Genomic DNA, 13,279 nt, shown 5'->3' with positions numbered 1-13,279 from the left:
GGGCGGCTGCCGCCCGGAAGCCGCCGGGACGCCGCCGCGCGGCCGGAATCCCCCGGTGCCCGGCCGTGTTGGAACGTCCGCAACCCTTCCCGAACCGTTGGAGCAGGCCGTGCTGTTCAACCGCCACAAGACCTCGCTCGTTCCCGCCGACCAGGCGCTCCCCGGCCGCCAGGCCCCGGCGTTCACGCTGAGCGAGCCGCACACCGTGCTCGGAAACCCGCTGACCGGCCCGTACCCCGGGGGTCTCGAGGTCGCGGACTTCGGGCTGGGCTGCTTCTGGGGCGCCGAGCGCACGTTCTGGCGGCTGCCCGGCGTCTGGACGACGCTGGTCGGCTACCAGGGCGGCCACACCCCGAACCCGACCTACGAGGAGGTGTGCAGCGGCCTGACCGGGCACACCGAGGCGGTCCGGGTGGTGTACGACCCCGCGGTGGTCTCCTACGAGCGGCTGCTGAAGACCTTCTGGGAGGCGCACGACCCGACCCAGGGCAACCGCCAGGGCAACGACGTCGGCACCCAGTACCGCTCGGCCGTCTACACCCACTCCCCGGCGCAGGCCGCCGCCGCGACCGCCACCCGGGACGCCTTCCAGCCGGCGCTCACCGCGCTCGGCCTCGGCCCGATCACCACCGAGATCGCCCCGGCGGGTCCGTTCTACCCCGCCGAGCCCTACCACCAGCAGTACCTGTCGGACGCCAAGAACCCCAACGGCTACTGCGGCCTCGGCGGCACCGGCGCGAGCTGCCCGATCGGGGTGGCCCGGACGGGCGCCGAGGGCTGAGGTCACCCACGGCTTCCGGCCCCGGCCGCGGGGGCGCAGACTGGAGGGACCGGTAGGGCGGCCGCGTCACCGTCCCTGGTGACGCGGCCGCCCCTGTCCCGAGGAGCACCTCATGGCCGGTCTCATCCGCAAGAACTTCGACACCGATCCCGACGAGGTCCGCCCGTTCGAGGCGGACAAGGGCGAGATGCGCCTGGTCCACCTGGACGGCGGGGGCGTCGGACGGGCGGTGTTCCAGCCCGGCTGGCAGTGGTCCCAGCACGTCAAGCCGATCGCCGGGACGGACAGCTGCCAGGCCGCCCACGCCGGCTACGTCCTCTCCGGACGGCTGAAGGTCGTCATGGACGACGGCGAGGAGGACGAGTTCGGTCCCGGCGACTTCATGCTCTGCCCGCCCGGCCACGACGCCTGGGTGGTCGGCGACGAGCCGGCGGTCGTCCTGGACTGGCAGGGCTACGTCGACTACGCCAAGCGCTCCTGAGCACCCGGCCGGCGCGGGTCAGCCCCGCCGGACCTCGTGCATGAAGCACCCGAAGTCCACCGCGCGGGCGTGCAGCACGGCCACCCGCGGGTCGGCGAGCAGCCGCGCCGCGACCGCCTCGGCGGTCTCCGGCTCGACCAGTTCGCCGCCGAGGATGCGCCCGCGCCGGTCGTAGGCGCGCAGCACCCGCTGACCGCCGTGGAAGCCGGCCGGCCAGCCCGGTCCGGCCGGACCGGCGCACGGCCCGTCGTGCACGAAGACCGGGCCGGTCTCGTCGTACGGTCCGGGCTCGGCCCCGGTCTCGGCGGCCCAGCGCCGCAGCGGCGCGTAGCTCACCAGGGCGATCCGCTCCCCGGCCCGCGCCCTGGTCAGGCAGCAGCGCAGCGGGGCGCCGCCGTCCTCGTCGACGGACCGCACGGGCGGGCGTCCGGCGTCGTCGCGCACCAGCAGGGCGCGGTGCACGGCGGGGTCGATCGGGCGGACGGTCAGGACGGACGGGACGGTGGAGGTTGTCGTCATGCCTCCACCCTCCTGCCGCGGCCGCCGGGAGTCCGGCGGTTTTCGGCCGTCGCGTTCGGCAGCCCGCCGGCCGTCAGCGCGCGGACGGCGTTCCCGTCCCGCTGCCGGCGGTGGCCCAGGGGTCGGGGCGGCGCGGATCGATCAGGGCCGCGAGCCGCGTCCCGTCCGCCGCCCAGGCCGCCACGTCCGGGGAACCGGTGCGCCCGTTCGGCCCGGAGGACGCGGGGGCGGCGCCGGGGAACACCGCGTAGTAGGCGGTCCAGCCCTCCATCCCGGCGGTGGTGACCAGGGTCGCGACCACCTGTGTGCCGTTCAGCTCGACCGTGATGGTGGCCGGCGCCGGGCCCAGGTACAGGCCGGTCACCACGGTCCGCTGCGCGTCGCCGCTGCTCTGCGCACCCACGGTGGGCCGGCTGTGGTCGAGGTTGTCGCTGGTGGCGTCGCGGCAGCCGAACGGTTTCTCCCAGGTACCGGTGGCGCTCTCCCACTGCTCGACGCAGGACTCGGTCGCGGTGACGCTCATCCGGAAGCCGTCGACGATCGCGACCTGCTCGCCGGGCGCCACCCGCTTGACCGGCGAGTCCGGCCGGTGCTTCGGCCCGCTGCCCGACGGGGTCGCGGCGGACGCCTCCGGCGCGACGGGCACGTGCACGGGCGCCGTCCCGTCGACCGGGATGGGGGTACCCGTGCCGGGAAGGCGGCTGGCGGCGGGGAGTCCGGCGGCGGTCGGCGCCCCCGCCGCCACCACCGCGCCGCCGCCCGGCCGGCCGTCACCCTGGGTGAGCGCCGCGCCACCGGCGATCAGCGCCACGGCGAGCGCGGCCGCCCCCGCGCCGGCCCGCCGGCGGGCCCGGCGGCGCCGCGCCACGGCGATCACCGCCGCCGGGTCGGGCCCGGCCGCCACCCGCCCCCGGTCCTCCTGCTTGAGCAGCTCGTCGAGCCGCTGTTCGAAGCTGCTGCCGTCGCTCATACCGCCACCTCGATGTCGCTCGGGTCGTGGCCCGCCGGACCGCCGGAGCGGTCGGCGAGCTCGGGCCGTGCGCGCAGCTTCGAGAGCGCCCGGTGCAGGGTGGACTTGACCGTCCCGGGCGCGATGCCCAGTTCGGCGGCGGTCTGCGCCTCGCTCAGGTCCGCGTAGTACCGCAGCACGACGACGGCCCGCTCGCGCCGGGTGAGCGCGGCCAGCGCCTGGTGCAGCAGCGCCCGCTGGGCCTGCTGTTCGGCGAAGTCCGCCGGCCCGGGCCGGTCGGGGGCGCGGTCGGTGGGCAGCTCGCGGTTGCGCAGCCGCCGCCACCAGTCGCGGTGCTGGTTGACGACGATCCGCCGCACGTAGGCGGCCGGGTCGTCCGCGTTCGCGGTGATCCTGGGCCAGTGCAGGTAGGCGCGTTCCAGCGCGGACTGCACGATGTCCCCGGCCCGGTGCGGATCACCGGTCAGCAGCTCGGCCAGCCTGGTCAGCTGGGGTCCGAGGCCGACGACGAACGCACTGAATTCGGCGTCCAGGCGCTCCCTCTGCTCGCGTTTCACACCCCCCTGACTCCTCGGGGGACGGGCGGGGTTCTGTCCTGCCGGGCGGAAGTCGCCGGCACCCCGGGGAGCGTCAGATCGCGCTGCCGGCCTTCCAGTCGGCCCAGCCCATGTTCCAGCCGCTCAGGCCGTTGGACGGCGCGATGGTCTTGTCGCCGGAGTTCACGACCTCGACCACGTCGCCGATCATCGAGCTCTTGTAGAACTTGTAGCCGTCCGCGCTCGCGTCCTGGCCGCCCTTGACGTCGCGCAGGCCGACGCAGCCGTGGCTGGTGTTCTGGCTGCCGAAGGTCGACGCCGGGGACCAGTAGTTGCCGTGGATGAAGGTGCCGGAGGTGCTGAGCCGCTGGGCGTGCGGCACGTCCGGGATGTCGTACTCGCTGCCGAGGCCGACGGTCTGCGAGTTCATCCGGGTCTGCTGGTACTGCTCGGTGATCACCATCTTGCCGCCCCAGGTGCGGAACTCGGGCGAGCCGCCGGAGATCGCGTAGACGGCGCTGACCTGGCCGTCCGTGGTGACGGTGAGCTTCTTGGCGGCGAGGTCGGCGACGCTGGTCTGCGCCCGGCCGATGGTGAAGCGCACGTCCTTGGACTGGGTGCCGTAGACGCCCTTCGCGCCCTGGACGTCCTTCAGCCGGAGCTTGACGGTCACCTTGGTGCCCTTGGCCCAGTACTGCTGCGGCCGGAAGTCGAGGCGGGTGCTGGAGAACCAGTGCCCGACGATCTCGACGCCCGGCTCGGCTATCACGGTGATCGCCTGCTGGACGGTCTTGCGGTCGGTGACTGGCTTGCTGAAGTTGATCGAGACGGGCATGCCGACGCCGACGACCGAACCGTCCTCGGGCGTGAAGTAGCCGACGAAGGTGTTGGCCGGGGTGGCCGTGGTGAAGACGGCGTTGGCGTCGGCCTCCAGCTTCTCCTTGTCGAAGGCGACCGCGGACACCGTGTACTTGGTGCCGCTGGCCGGGGCGGCGGCGGAGGTCCAGAGGGTGCCGTCCGCGGACAGCTCGCCGGCCAGCGCCTTGCCGGTGGAGTCGGTGACCTTGACCGTGGTGAAGGTGCCGCCGGCGACGGCGACCCGGACCGGCTCGCTGAAGCTGGCGGCGGTGGCGCCGTCGGCCGGGGTGACGGTGATCACGGCGGCCGAGGTCTTCGGGGTCGGGGTGCTGGTGGCGCTGGGCGTGGCCTGCGCGCCGCCGGTGGCCGTACCGCCGGCGCTGCCGCTCCCGCCGCCGCTGCCACCCGACCCGCCGCTGCCGCCGGACCCACCGCTGCCGGCGGTGCCGGTGCCGGTGCCGGCACCGGCCTCGGCGCTCTTGCTGTCGTTGCAGGCCGCCAGCAGCAGGACCGGGGCGCCGATCAGGCCCGCCAGCACACCGCGCCGGCTCCAGTTGCTGCCGGTCGTTCGACCGCGACCTTCCCGTGCCGTCACGTCGCCCACTCCCTGCTGATCATCCGGGCATTACGGATACAGAAACGCAATCCGTGCGTTCACGGTTCCATCACCAACGGCTTGCGATCGTACGAGAATCCGAAACGGGGCGCCAAATATGGACAAATGCCCGGTCTGCGGACAGCAGACCGGGCATTCACGCGCTGTGACGGGCGCGCCCTACTCGGCGGACTCCTCCACCGCGTACTCGTCCCACTCGTCACTCTCCGGGTCGAAGTCGGTCTTCGCCGACTCCCAGGTCGCCGAGGCGAGCTCGACGCCCGGGACGTCGCCGAGCAGCGCCACCGGGTCGATGAAGTGGGCGAGCGAACCCGACGGGTCCACCTCGATGGCCTCGACGGACTGCGCGCGCTCCTCGTCGTCGAGGTACTCGTCCTCGGCCACCTGCGCCAGGGCCGCCGCCTTGAGGGCGCCCTCGTCGGTGATCTCGGCGATGAGCTCGATGGCGAGCCGGACGTAGCGCGGGCCGTCCTGGTCGGTCGTGTCAGTGCTGGTCATGGCAGTGAGGTTACGGGAAGCGACGGGTGCGCAGGCACCGGAGACGGGAGGGGCCGGCCCTTCCCTGAGGAAGGACCGGCCCCGCCGCCTCCGCCGGACTCCCCCACCCGGGAGCCGCGGAGACGCGCCAAGCGGCGCGGTCGCCCGGGAACCGCCACACCCTGGCAACCGGCCGCAGCCGGGCAGGGGCGGGACGACGGCGTCTCCACGGGCAGGGACACCACCGGCCGGATCAGGACCGACCGTCGTGCCCGAGACGGGACGCGCCGCCGGGGAGCCGCTCCCGGTCGGTCGCCGCCGTCTCGCTCGGCGTCTTGCCGTGAGCACAACGATGCCGCAGCCGTGTTAAGCCCGTGCTGCACGGAGATGACGCCGGTGTACCAGTTCGCCCGGAAACGGAACCTCCGCCCCCCGGGCTCCCGGCCCACCGGCCCTCAGCCGCCGGGTCGGGGTCGGCGACTGACGCCGGCTCAGTGCCCGGCGCGGCTGCCGGTCAGGAAGCCCAGCAGGTCCTGGCGGGTGACGATGCCCTGCGGCTTGCCCTCCACCAGCACCACCGCGGCGTCGGCCTTCTCCAGCACCGTCATCAGGTTGGTGACGGTCTCGCCCGAGCCGACCACCGGCAGCGGCTTGGACATCACCTTGTCCAGCGTGTCGGTCAGCTGGATGTCGCCCGAGAAGACGCCCTCCAGCAGCAGCTTCTCCACCACCGAGCCGATCACCTCGCCGGCCATGATGTCCGGGTGGCCGGCGCCCGGCGAGACCACCGGCATCTGCGAGACGCCGTACTCGCGCAGCACCCGGACCGCCTCGGCGACCGTCTCGTTGGGGTGCATGTGGACGAACTGCGGGATGCCCTCGTGCTCGATGGCGTCCTTGCGGGCCAGCACCTCGCCGATGTGCGCCTCGTCGGTGGCGGACGGCAGGAAGCCGTAGTCGGCCATCCAGTCGTCGTTGAAGATCTTCGACAGGTAGCCGCGGCCGCCGTCCGGCAGCAGCACCACGACGACGTCGTCCGGGCCGAGGCCGCGGGCGACCTCCAGCGCGGCGACAACCGCCATGCCGCAGGAGCCGCCGACCAGCAGGCCCTCCTCCTTGGCCAGGCGGCGGGTCATCTGGAAGGAGTCCTTGTCGGAGACGGCGACGATGCCGTCCGCGACGGTGCGGTCGTAGGCGGTCGGCCAGAAGTCCTCACCGACGCCCTCGACCAGGTACGGCCGGCCGGTGCCGCCCGAGTAGACCGAGCCCTCCGGGTCGGCGCCGATCACCTTGACCTTGCCGCCGGAGACCTCCTTCAGGTAGTTGCCGGTGCCGGAGATGGTGCCGCCGGTGCCGACGCCCGCCACGAAGTGGGTGATCCGGCCCTCGGTCTGCTCCCACAGCTCCGGACCGGTGGAGTGGTAGTGCGAGGCCGGGTTGTCCGGGTTGGAGTACTGGTCCGGCTTCCAGGCGTTCGGGGTCTCGCGGACCAGGCGGTCGGAGACGTTGTAGTACGAGTCCGGGTGCTCGGGGGCGACGGCGGTCGGACAGACGACCACCTCGGCGCCGTACGCGCGCAGCGTGTTGATCTTGTCCGTGGAGACCTTGTCGGGACAGACGAAGATGCACTTGTAGCCCTTCTGCTGGGCCACGATCGCCAGGCCGACACCGGTGTTGCCGGAGGTCGGCTCGACGATGGTGCCGCCGGGCTTGAGGGCGCCGGACGCCTCGGCGGCCTCGATCATGCGCATCGCGATGCGGTCCTTCACCGAGCCACCGGGGTTGAAGTACTCGACCTTGGCGAGCACGGTGGCGCTGATCCCCTCGGTGACCTTGTTCAGCTTGACCAGCGGCGTGTTGCCGACCAGGTCGATGATCGAGTTGTGGTACCGCACGGGGGTCCTCCCGGTCTGTGGGCATGCAGTGGCTTTCGGTACTGCAAAGCCTAGGCCGTACCACGGGCCCCGGAAGGCCCGTGCGCACCACGAACGGCCCACCCCGGTCGTAGGGCGGGGCGATCGCGGGTACGAGGGGTGTACACGCATCGGGAGCGGCCCTTCACCGGGGTGGCACGAGGACGCGAAGGGGGCACCGGATGGCCACGGCACAGGAGTCACGGGCCCGGGTGGCCCGCCGGATCGCCACCGCGGCGGCGTACGGCGGCGGCGGGCTCGGCGTGCTGGGCGTGGGTCTGGTGGGTCTGCTGCTGACCGAGAGCAAGCTGGCCGTCCAGGCCATCGGCATCCTGGAGGGTGCCCCGCCGAAGGCCGACGGCGTCTACGGCGAGGCCTTCGCCGACACCTCCGCCGCGCCGCAGCCGCCGCTGGTGCTGGCCTTCCTCGGCGACTCCACCGCGGCGGGCCTGGGGGTGCTGCGGGCCCGCGAGACGCCGGGGGCGCTGCTCGCGGCCGGGCTCGCCTCGGTCGCCGAGCGTCCGGTCCGGCTGGTCAACGTGGCGTTCTCCGGCGGCCGCTCCGCCGACCTGGCCGGCCAGCTGGACCAGGCCCTGGCGTACCGCCCCGACATCGCCGTGATCATGGTCGGCGCCAACGACGTGACCCGGCACAGCCCGGCCCAGCTCGCCGTGCGCCAGCTGGGCGAGACGGTCGCCGCGCTGCGTGCCACCGGCTGCCAGGTGGTGGTCGGCACCTGCCCGGACCTCGGGACGATCAAGCCGGTCCGCCCGCCGCTGCGCTGGGTGGCCCGCCGGCTGAGCCGCCAGCTGGCCGCCGCGCAGACCATCGCGGTGGTGGAGGCGGGCGGCCGGACGGTCTCGCTCGGCTCGCTGCTCGGTCCGGAGTTCGCGGCCCGGCCGGAGATGTTCGCCGCCGACCGCTACCACCCCTCGGCCCAGGGCTACGCGACGGCCGCGATGGCCGTGCTGCCCTCGGTCTGCGCCGTGCTGGACCTCTGGCCGCAGGAGGAGCGGCCGGGCGCAACGGTGCCGGGCGAGGCCGTGCTGCCGGTGGCGGTGGCCGCGGCGGCCGCCGCCGGACGCTCCGGCTCCGAGGTGGCGGCGGTCGGCGGCGAGGCCGGGGCGGCCGGGCGCTGGGCCCTGCTGCGCCACCGGCTGCGGGTCGGTCTGCCGGGCTCCGGGGCGGCCGGGGAGCCCGGCGAACAGGGCCGCCCGGGCCCCGGGAACACGTCGGCCAGCTCACACACCGGGGCGGGTGACGACTGACCTACCAGACGGTAACTTTCCTCCCGGACGCCTGTCCGCCGCCACTCAGCGAGGAGCCCGCCATGCCCGAAGCCGTCATCGTCAGCGCCACCCGTTCGCCGATCGGCCGGGCCTTCAAGGGCTCGCTGAAGGACGTCCGCCCGGACGACCTGACCGCGCACGTCATCCAGGCCGCCCTGGCCAAGGTGCCGCAGCTCGACCCGCGCGAGATCGACGACCTGATGCTCGGCTGCGGCCTGCCCGGCGGCGAGCAGGGCCACAACCTGGCCCGGATCGTGGCGGTGCAGATGGGCATGGACTACCTGCCCGGCGCCACCATCACCCGGTACTGCTCCTCCTCGCTGCAGACCACGCGGATGGCGCTGCACGCGATCAGGGCCGGCGAGGGCGACGTCTTCGTCTCGGCCGGCGTGGAGACCGTCTCGCGCAGCGTCCACGGCACCTCGGACGGCCTGCCGGGCACCATGAACCCGCTGTTCGACGAGGCGCGGGCGCGCACCGCCAAGCGCGCGGAAGAGGGCACGTGGGGGGCGGCGCGCAGCGCCTCGAACGAGGGTGGTGGCGGGCGGCGGGAGGGCTGGCACGACCCGCGCGAGGACGGGCTGCTGCCGGACGCCTACATCGCGATGGGCCAGACCGCCGAGAACCTGGCGGCGCTCAAGGGCATCACCCGCGCCGAGCAGGACGAGTTCGGCGTGCGCTCGCAGAACCTCGCCGAGGCCGCCATCGAGGCGGGCTTCTGGGAGCGCGAGATCACCCCGGTCACGCTGCCGGACGGCACCGTGGTCAGCAAGGACGACGGCCCGCGCGCGGGCGTCACGCTGGAGGGCGTCTCCGGTCTCAAGCCGGTCTTCCGACCGGACGGCACGGTGACCGCCGGTAACTGCTGCCCGCTGAACGACGGCGCCGCCGCCCTGGTGATCATGTCCGACACCAAGGCCCGCGAGCTGGGCATCACCCCGCTCGCCCGGGTGGTCTCCACCGGGGTCAGCGCGCTCTCCCCCGAGATCATGGGCTACGGCCCGGTCGAGGCCTCGAAGCAGGCGCTCAAGCGGGCCGGCCTGACCATCGGCGACATCGACCTGGTCGAGATCAACGAGGCCTTCGCCGCCCAGGTGATCCCGTCCTACCGGGACCTCGGCGTCGACCTGGACCGACTGAACGTCAACGGCGGCGCGATCGCCGTCGGCCACCCCTTCGGCATGACCGGCGCCCGGATCACCACCACCCTGATCAACTCCCTGCAGTGGCACGACAAGCAGTTCGGCCTGGAGACCATGTGCGTCGGCGGCGGCCAGGGCATGGCCATGGTCATCGAGCGGCTCAGCTGACCCCGGCGGACCGCTCCCCCGTCAACCCCGAAGGGTCCAGACCACCCGTTTGGAGTGACGCAGCGTAATTGAGGGCCGGATCACACCGAGAGGTCGATCCGGCCCTCCTTCCGTTCATTTCCGGGCCGGAAATCGACGGTGCGGAGCGGATCAACTCCGCAGCGTAGAGCGGTACTACCTAACAATTTGGGGACAAGAGCGAAAGTCACTGACAAAGTGGACATTCGCCACTGCGGTAACAGGGCCGGATGCGGCAGTGTGGAGACGTAACCCCGTTCCGCTCCTCGCTAGGAGTACGTTCCGTGAGCGCCGTCTACACCCTCCTGCTGCTGATCCTGATCGCCGTGTCGACCTCCGTGCTGCTCCACCTCCGGGGAATCTCCCGCCGGCTGGACGAGCGGGCCGCCGCCGCTCCGGTCGTCGACGAGGCGGCGATACGCCGGGCCGTCGCCGAGGCCCTGGCCGCCGACCGCGAGCGGGAGATCACCGAGGCCCGGGCGTTCTGGGCCGAGCAGGAGGCCCGCGCGGCCGAGGACGCGCCACTGTTCGACTCCCCGTTCGCCGGGGTCTTCCAGACCACCGACGAGTGGCCGCTCTTCTTCCCCCGCCCGACCGGTCCGGGCGAGGCGGCCGACAACGCGGGCACCATGGACCCGGAGTTCGGCGAGGCGCTGCGCTCGGCGCTGGAGGACCTCATCAACGAGGGCGGCGTCCGCCCGGCCGGGCCCGACGGCGAGGGCGGCGCCCCGCTGCGCCCCGGCCACCCGGCCGGTGCCCCGGCCGCCGAGGGCTCCGGGGACGCCCGGGCCCGGCGCGAGGCCGACCTGCTGGCCACCGGTCTGGAGGCCGGGCTGCTGGACGCCGAGTCGGCCGTCGAGGACGCCCCGGTCACCGCGCCCGACCCGCGCCGCCACCCCTCGCACCCCGACTTCGTGCCCAGCCAGGCGCCGTCCCGGGAGTGGACCGACACCCGGCTGACCGCGCTCGCCGAGGAGGGCACCGCCCTGGTCGACGTCCGCCCCGGCCCGCTCGGCACCCTGGACGTCTACGCCTTCGCCGACGGCACCACGCTGTGCGTGGCCCCGGGCGACCGCGAGGCCGCGTACCGGCTGATCGACGCCGTCCGGGCCGGTGAGAACGTCCGGCTGCTCGGTGGCTCCCGGTTCTCCGGCTCCTACTCGCTGACCTTCTCCACCGACGAGGACACCGTCTACGTGCTCGCCGACCGGGTGGTGGCCAGCATCTGACCCGACCACAGCACGAGGCCCGGGGGCCGGACGGATCAAGGGGTTACCGATCCGTCCGGCCCCCGGGCCTTTCGGCTGTCCCGCGGCTTCTCCGCCGTCCCGCGGTCAGACCGCCGCGGTGGTCTCCGCGAGCCACCCCAGGGCCCGCTCCCGCACCGCCTCGGCCGTCACCGGTCCGTCCGCCAGCGCCACCGCGGCGTCCCCGGGCAGTGCGGCCAGCGCCGCCGCCAGGTCGTGTCCGACCACCGCGAGCTGGTCGCCGACGGCGAACGCCCCGGCGTCCGGCAGCTCGGGCAGCTCGGGCAGCTCCCCAGCGTGCGCCCCGCCGTCCGGGCGCGCCGCCTCGGCCGCCCGCGCCGCGACCGCCAGCCGGCGGGCCAGCGCCAGCCCGGCCGCCGCCCGCGAGGGGTGCCCGGGGACGGCGCCCAGCAGCCGGCTCTGCGGCATCGAGCGGAACCGGTCCGCCAGCGCGTCGACGGCTTCGGCCAGGGTGGTTTCTTCGGGCGTCTCGGACATGCCGCGAGCATACGGGGCACGGGCCCGGAAAGCCGCCGGGCCCCGGAGCGAACGGCTCCGGGGCCCGGCGGCAGTGGTGGTGCGACGGAGGATCAGTCGTCGCCGCGCAGGATCGCGATCAGCCGCAGCATCTCGACGTAGATCCAGACCAGCGACAGGGTGAGCCCGAAGGCCGCCCGCCAGGACTCCTTCTGCGGCGCGCCGTGGGCGATCGCCTCCTCGATGGCCGCGAAGTCCAGCGAGAGGAAGAACGCGCCGAGGCCGATGCCGACCAGGCCGACCACGATGCCGAGCGGGCCGGAACGCAGCCCCATGTCGGCGCCGAAGACCATCGAGGCGACCATGTTGACCAGCATCAGCAGCACGAAGCCCATGGCGATCGCGATGCCGATCCGGGTGTAGCGCGGGGTGACCCGGATCCGGCCGGTCTTGTAGGCGATCAGCATCGCCGCGAAGACGGCCGCGGTGCCCAGCACCGCCTGGATCGCGATGCCCGGCCAGATGGTGTTGAACACCTTGGTGATCGCGCCGAGCGCGAAGCCCTCCAGGCCCGCGTACAGCAGGATCAGCGGCGGGCTGACGCTCCGCTTGAAGGAGATCACCATGCCGACCACGAAGGCGATCAGCGAGGCGCCGATGGCCAGGCCGAAGTTCCGGTCCGGCAGCGCGAACCAGGCCAGACCACCGGCGGCGACCAGGGTGAGCAGCGTCATCGCGGTGCGCGCGACCACGTCGTCGAGCGTCATCCGGCCCGTCGCCAGCGGACCGGCGGACGGCGCGTTGTACATCTCGACGAGCTGCTCGTCGGTCAGCGGCGCCTGGCCCTGCGGCTGCTGGGCGTAGGGGCTGTTGGCGTACGGGTTGTTGCCGTAGGGGTTGTTGCCGTAGGGGTTCGTGGCGTACGGGCCCCCGGCCGGCGGGGTCTGGGTGGTCCCGAAACCCGCGTAGCCGGACTCGCGGGTGAAGGACCCCTCCCGCGAGAAGACCGGGTTGCTGCTTCTCATTGCTCATTCCCTCCGGGGCGGCACTGCACCGCCCGAAGCACAAGGGTAATGGCTTGGCAAAGAAATCGGCATCCGCCGCGAGAAGGATTCGCCGACCGGCGCCCTGGCGGGGACGCCGGTCGGCGTCCCCGCGAGCAAGCACGTGTGCCCAGAGCCGGACTCGAACCGGCACGGCCTTTCGGCCAAGCAGTTTTAAGCTGCCCGTGTCTGCGTTCCACCATCTGGGCGTCCTGCGGACCCGGCCCCGCCGACGGAGCGGAGAGCATCGCTCCGCCGCCCGTGCGGACCACCCCTGAGCCTAGTCTCCCGGCCTCCTCTTTCGCATGTTCCGAGGCGGGGAAGTTGTCATGTTTCCTTGCCATCTGACGAACTGTCCGTGATTTGGCCACCGGACCCGCTCGATCCGGCCACCGCCCTCCGACTCAGGGGCGGTGTCATACCGCAGGAGGAGGGCGCCACCTGGGCGTACGCCCAGCGGTGGTCGGACCAACCGTCCGACGGAGCGACGAGGAACCATGATCATCGGGCGGAGCATGGAGGTACGGCCGGACGCCCCTTGGAAGGGCCCGGCCGTCCAAGCACTTCTCCCGCGCCGCACCACCCGGCGCGCCCCCTGCCTGCCGAGCCCGAGGAGCATCCCCGTGACCACGTCGACCGCAACCGCCGTCCGCACCGGCCGGGCGGCCGCCCGCGCCACCGGCCTGAACAAGGTCTACGGGGAGGGGGAGACCCGCGTCGTCGCCCTCGACAACGTCAGCGTCA

Annotated in this window: 13 protein-coding genes, 1 tRNA gene and 1 pseudogene; 6 read left to right on the top strand and 9 right to left on the bottom strand. The window is 73.4% G+C overall.

Annotated elements, in window-relative coordinates:
• Nucleotides 1-109 precede the first annotated feature (109 nt).
• Both msrA and ABT093_RS12125 read left to right on the top strand, forming a co-directional pair.
• Nucleotides 110-781 carry a peptide-methionine (S)-S-oxide reductase MsrA gene (gene msrA / locus ABT093_RS12130; protein ID WP_350563182.1) on the top strand — a complete coding sequence of 224 codons (672 nt, stop codon included), beginning with the start codon at nt 110-112 and terminating at the stop codon, nt 779-781.
• 112 nt (nt 782-893) lie between these two features.
• Nucleotides 894-1,262 carry a cupin domain-containing protein gene (locus ABT093_RS12125; protein ID WP_350563180.1) on the top strand — a complete coding sequence of 123 codons (369 nt, stop codon included), beginning with the start codon at nt 894-896 and terminating at the stop codon, nt 1,260-1,262.
• A gap of 18 nt (nt 1,263-1,280) precedes the next feature.
• Here the strand turns inward: ABT093_RS12125 and ABT093_RS12120 are convergent, their stop codons facing one another.
• The 6 genes from ABT093_RS12120 to ABT093_RS12095 form a co-directional block, all read right to left on the bottom strand.
• Nucleotides 1,281-1,781, bottom strand: a complete 501-nt coding sequence (locus ABT093_RS12120; RefSeq protein WP_350563178.1) for a DUF1203 domain-containing protein — start codon at nt 1,779-1,781, stop codon at nt 1,281-1,283.
• A 73-nt stretch (nt 1,782-1,854) separates the two neighbouring features.
• The gene (locus ABT093_RS12115; RefSeq protein ID WP_350563176.1) at nt 1,855-2,751 is read right to left on the bottom strand and encodes a hypothetical protein; all 897 of its coding nucleotides are present in this window, start codon (nt 2,749-2,751) and stop codon (nt 1,855-1,857) included.
• Nucleotides 2,748-3,308 carry a SigE family RNA polymerase sigma factor gene (locus ABT093_RS12110; RefSeq protein ID WP_350563174.1) on the bottom strand — a complete coding sequence of 187 codons (561 nt, stop codon included), beginning with the start codon at nt 3,306-3,308 and terminating at the stop codon, nt 2,748-2,750. Before ABT093_RS12110 ends, ABT093_RS12115 begins: the two co-directional genes overlap by 4 nt.
• Nucleotides 3,309-3,381: 73 nt before the next feature.
• The gene (locus ABT093_RS12105) at nt 3,382-4,740 is read right to left on the bottom strand and encodes a L,D-transpeptidase (protein ID WP_350563172.1); all 1,359 of its coding nucleotides are present in this window, start codon (nt 4,738-4,740) and stop codon (nt 3,382-3,384) included.
• A gap of 180 nt (nt 4,741-4,920) precedes the next feature.
• Nucleotides 4,921-5,259, bottom strand: a complete 339-nt coding sequence (locus ABT093_RS12100) for a hypothetical protein (protein WP_350563170.1) — start codon at nt 5,257-5,259, stop codon at nt 4,921-4,923.
• A gap of 470 nt (nt 5,260-5,729) precedes the next feature.
• Entirely contained in the window at nt 5,730-7,133 is a 1,404-nt protein-coding gene (locus ABT093_RS12095) for a cystathionine beta-synthase (RefSeq protein WP_350563168.1), read from the bottom strand.
• A 200-nt stretch (nt 7,134-7,333) separates the two neighbouring features.
• On the opposite strand from ABT093_RS12095, the gene ABT093_RS12090 reads away from it, so the two are divergent.
• The 3 genes from ABT093_RS12090 (at nt 7,334) to ABT093_RS12080 (ending at nt 10,997) form a co-directional block, all read left to right on the top strand.
• Nucleotides 7,334-8,419: an SGNH/GDSL hydrolase family protein gene (locus tag ABT093_RS12090; RefSeq protein WP_350563166.1), complete on the top strand. Its 1,086-nt coding sequence runs from the start codon at nt 7,334-7,336 to the stop codon at nt 8,417-8,419.
• Nucleotides 8,420-8,481: 62 nt separating this feature from the next.
• The gene (locus ABT093_RS12085) at nt 8,482-9,750 is read left to right on the top strand and encodes an acetyl-CoA C-acetyltransferase (RefSeq protein WP_350563164.1); all 1,269 of its coding nucleotides are present in this window, start codon (nt 8,482-8,484) and stop codon (nt 9,748-9,750) included.
• 302 nt (nt 9,751-10,052) lie between these two features.
• A complete protein-coding gene (locus ABT093_RS12080) occupies nt 10,053-10,997 on the top strand; it encodes a hypothetical protein (protein WP_350563162.1) in 945 nt (314 codons plus the stop codon).
• Nucleotides 10,998-11,102: 105 nt separating this feature from the next.
• Here ABT093_RS12080 and ABT093_RS12075 read toward each other — a convergent pair whose 3' ends face one another.
• The 3 genes from ABT093_RS12075 to ABT093_RS12065 all read right to left on the bottom strand — a co-directional run bounded on the left by ABT093_RS12075 (nt 11,103) and on the right by ABT093_RS12065 (nt 12,744).
• A complete protein-coding gene (locus ABT093_RS12075; protein ID WP_350563160.1) occupies nt 11,103-11,513 on the bottom strand; it encodes a hypothetical protein in 411 nt (136 codons plus the stop codon).
• A gap of 92 nt (nt 11,514-11,605) precedes the next feature.
• Complete coding sequence (locus ABT093_RS12070) at nt 11,606-12,517, bottom strand: Bax inhibitor-1/YccA family protein (protein ID WP_350563158.1); 912 nt, start codon at nt 12,515-12,517, stop codon at nt 11,606-11,608.
• A 145-nt stretch (nt 12,518-12,662) separates the two neighbouring features.
• Nucleotides 12,663-12,744 (bottom strand) — tRNA-Leu (locus ABT093_RS12065).
• A 414-nt stretch (nt 12,745-13,158) separates the two neighbouring features.
• Here ABT093_RS12065 and ABT093_RS12060 point away from each other — a divergent pair.
• Nucleotides 13,159-13,279: pseudogene (locus ABT093_RS12060) on the top strand (ABC transporter ATP-binding protein); the annotation flags it as partial.

This window comes from Kitasatospora sp. NPDC002551, from assembly GCF_040296005.1.
Classification (GTDB): Bacteria; Actinomycetota; Actinomycetes; order Streptomycetales; family Streptomycetaceae; genus Kitasatospora.
The sequence above is the reverse complement of the archived record's forward strand: the minus strand, read 5'-3'. Positions and strand labels throughout refer to the sequence as shown.

Bases quoted from the DNA above. Each gene is read 5' to 3' on its own strand.
- ABT093_RS12075 (WP_350563160.1), bottom strand. From the start codon at position 11,513: ATGTCCGAGACGCCCGAAGAAACCACCCTGGCCGAAGCCGTCGACGCG.
- ABT093_RS12090 (WP_350563166.1), top strand. From the start codon at position 7,334: ATGGCCACGGCACAGGAGTCACGGGCCCGGGTGGCCCGCCGGATCGCC.
- ABT093_RS12070 (WP_350563158.1), bottom strand. From the start codon at position 12,517: ATGAGAAGCAGCAACCCGGTCTTCTCGCGGGAGGGGTCCTTCACCCGC.
- ABT093_RS12120 (WP_350563178.1), bottom strand. From the start codon at position 1,781: ATGACGACAACCTCCACCGTCCCGTCCGTCCTGACCGTCCGCCCGATC.
- ABT093_RS12085 (WP_350563164.1), top strand. From the start codon at position 8,482: ATGCCCGAAGCCGTCATCGTCAGCGCCACCCGTTCGCCGATCGGCCGG.
- ABT093_RS12100 (WP_350563170.1), bottom strand. From the start codon at position 5,259: ATGACCAGCACTGACACGACCGACCAGGACGGCCCGCGCTACGTCCGG.
- ABT093_RS12125 (WP_350563180.1), top strand. From the start codon at position 894: ATGGCCGGTCTCATCCGCAAGAACTTCGACACCGATCCCGACGAGGTC.
- ABT093_RS12115 (WP_350563176.1), bottom strand. From the start codon at position 2,751: ATGAGCGACGGCAGCAGCTTCGAACAGCGGCTCGACGAGCTGCTCAAG.